The sequence below is a fragment of the Sphingobacterium shayense genome (genome assembly GCF_013179575.1).
Lineage (GTDB): Bacteria > Bacteroidota > Bacteroidia > Sphingobacteriales > Sphingobacteriaceae > Sphingobacterium > Sphingobacterium shayense.
This window is the reverse complement of sequence record NZ_JABMCQ010000274.1, coordinates 1-2,763: the sequence shown is the minus strand read 5'-3', so window position 1 is coordinate 2,763 and position 2,763 is coordinate 1. Positions and strand designations below refer to the sequence as shown.

The window sequence follows — 2,763 nt, the reverse complement described above, 5'->3', positions numbered from 1 at the left end:
AGTTTAACCACTAATTCATTTGAATATCGAAAAGGTTTCTCGTTGATATAGTTATGCGGTATGTTGGACTGATTATACGTGAAATGGTTGTCCGCAAAGCTACGCGTTAGTGAAAATTTCGACAATGTATCAGCCTTAAATGAAACATTCTTTTGGAACACCTTTGGACTGGTTTTTAAGCTATTTGCCGACTCTCTAAAGGTTACCACGTTGCCATATATAGGAAAGGTACTAATCTCGGGTTGGTAATATTCGTTGTAGTCTTCAATAGACCAACCGTTACGATAAAAAGGCTCCTGTGTTGGAGTAGTTGTCAGGAAATAAAGATCTTTCGTATTACTTTTCAAAAAGTCAAATACTTTTCTTGTATCCAGTCTATTATGCAGGAAAGTAGGATCGCCTGTTCCCCAAAATATTAGAGAGTCACCTCGCTCTATATAGTGAATCCCAGGTATAGAATCTCCTAAGGCTATAAGCGCTGTAATGAGCGTAAACACCTTCGTATTGGATGCTGGAGCGAAATGTTTATCCTCGTTTACTCCCAGTAAAAACCGGTTACTGTCTAGATCGTAGAGGCTAAAACCGTAGAAGTATTCCTTTAGCTGTTTTGAAGTTTCTAGTGCTGTTTGTATCGGTTTTATATTTAATGTTTGTGCATTGAGGAAGGTAGAGGATAAATAGATTAGCGCAAAAAATAGATAACTTCGCTTCATTTATAAAAATTAAAGAGATACAAGATAATATGCCCCGGATAAAAGGCACTTTACTTATTCTTTACCAAGTGCGTATTTGACCCCGCCAAGAATATGTTTTTGAAAATTTAAAACGTCAAACGATTCATCGGTGTGCCCCAGACCGGTATAGAATGATCTTCCTCCATCATAGGGCTGGAACCAGGCTATCGGGTGAAATTTTCCCATTTTGCCCCCTTGGTAGCTCTCTTCATCTAATTTCATCAGAATATGTAATCCCGGTTGTACATCTTTATAATCATACCATTCGTCTTTATGCCACCAGATTTTTGACAAATGTGAAGTAGAGATGTGTTCAGTTTCGATGACATCTATCTTCGCCTCTTGAACCGCAGGGTGACTAGAAAAATATCCACCGACCAGCCCCCCATACCACGGCCAATTATGTTCTGTATCGGACGCAGCATGTATACCTACAAAACCTTTCCCTGATCGGATGAAAGTTTGGAATGCTTCTTTTTGATCCTTGTTTAGGATGTCTCCTGTCGTACTTAAAAAGATGATCGCGCCAAATTGTTGTAAGCTATCTGCATTGAAGTAGCTTGCATCCTCGGTATGCACAGATGTAATCTGTGCATTTTTCAAAATTTCTGCAACCGTAGCCGCTCCTTTAGGAATGCTCTCATGTCGGAAGGCCGCGGTTTTACTAAATATTAAAACTTTATCTTGGGCTTTAGTAACTGATGAACACAACAGGACTAATGCGCTGAAAACACAGTGTATATATTTCATTTTTAATTTAAAGTTTTGTAAAAGTCAAGACTATCAATTATTATGTCGCGCTCTACGTATAGGTTGTAAGTACACGCACCAATCGCAGATAACAACGCAAACCCTAATTTGTTTGCCTCGTTTTTCTTATCGTTAGTCATCAGTGTTAACAAGTCGTCGTAGCTATCTGCTGAAAGCGAATAATGTGCAAAGCGTTCACTAAAAATAGACACAATTTCTTTCAAATCCTCTTCCGGTAGTCCATTTAATTTAAAAGACAAATAAGCCTCGCATATCATTCCTATTGCTATTGCTTCTCCATGAAGGAGGGGGTTTTCATCATGAAGCATGGAGTACCCTTCTACGGCGTGTCCAATAGTATGTCCGAAATTAAGAATTTTACGCAACCCCTTTTCTGTCGGATCTTGGGTAATGACCTCATTTTTAATTTCCACTGAACGAAATACGATTTCGTCAAGGCTGTCTTTGGTAGGGTCAATGTTTTTACAGCGATTAAATAAATTGACATCAAAGATTAGCCCGTGCTTAATTACTTCGGCAAATCCGGAGCGGAGTTGTCTATCGTCTAGAGTGGCAAGAAATTTAGCGCTAATAAAAACAGCTTGCGGCTGCGTGAAAGTACCGATAATGTTTTTGACATTATCCAAGTCTATTCCTGTTTTCCCTCCAACGGAGGCATCCACTTGGGAAAGCAACGTCGTTGGAATTTGAATAAAATCTATCCCTCGTTTGTACGTTGAAGCAGCAAAACCGCCCATGTCCGTTACGACCCCTCCTCCTAGATTGATCATTAATGCTTTTCTGTCGACACCAAAGTCTAGCATTGTTTTCCACACACCGATGCAGAAGTCAATATTCTTGTTTTCTTCACCGGGATCTACTTCGATAATATCATAGTCCGTTAGGTTCGGAAGCAATGTCTGTAGGATCGGAAGACAATGGTCGTTTGTATTTCTATCGACGAGTACCAGGACCTGTGAGTATCCATTAGATACGATAAGCTGCTCAAGAGAGGCTAAATCGTCCTCAAAGTATACCGAATAACCAAGACTGGATATTTGTTTTGCCATTTGCTATTTCTTTTAAATAATTTTTACTGTTTGACCATCGAACTCGATTATGTCGCCTACTCTTACTTTGAGACGTTTCCTCAAATCGATTTCACCATTGTATTTTACCATACCCTCCTCAACTACAATTTGGGCCATTGCGCCATGCTCAACCCAGTTGAGGACTTTTAATAATTGAATGAGTTGGATATAGTCTCCTTTTAACGAAA

At 39.4% G+C, this 2,763-nt stretch carries 4 protein-coding genes; all 4 read right to left on the bottom strand.

All coding sequences use genetic code 11. From position 1 onward, the window contains the following. Positions 1-713: D-alanyl-D-alanine carboxypeptidase (locus HP439_RS18560; RefSeq protein WP_172391820.1), on the bottom strand; the 713-nt coding region annotated here is incomplete at its 3' end. A 54-nt stretch (positions 714-767) separates the two neighbouring features. Beyond that, on the bottom strand, positions 768-1,484 hold the full coding sequence (locus HP439_RS18555; protein ID WP_172391819.1) for a ThuA domain-containing protein: 717 nt from the start codon (positions 1,482-1,484) through the stop codon (positions 768-770). A gap of 2 nt (positions 1,485-1,486) precedes the next feature. After that, positions 1,487-2,554 (bottom strand): 3-dehydroquinate synthase, encoded by a 1,068-nt coding sequence (aroB, locus tag HP439_RS18550; protein WP_172391818.1) that lies wholly within the window; start codon positions 2,552-2,554, stop codon positions 1,487-1,489. Positions 2,555-2,566: 12 nt separating this feature from the next. After that, positions 2,567-2,763, bottom strand: a 197-nt coding sequence (locus tag HP439_RS18545; protein WP_172391817.1) for an RNA-binding S4 domain-containing protein, incomplete at its 5' end; no start/stop codon positions are given.

Excerpts from the sequence above, each read along its gene's own strand:
- HP439_RS18555 (WP_172391819.1), bottom strand. The coding sequence starts at position 1,484 with ATGAAATATATACACTGTGTTTTCAGCGCATTAGTCCTGTTGTGTTCA.
- aroB (WP_172391818.1), bottom strand. The coding sequence starts at position 2,554 with ATGGCAAAACAAATATCCAGTCTTGGTTATTCGGTATACTTTGAGGAC.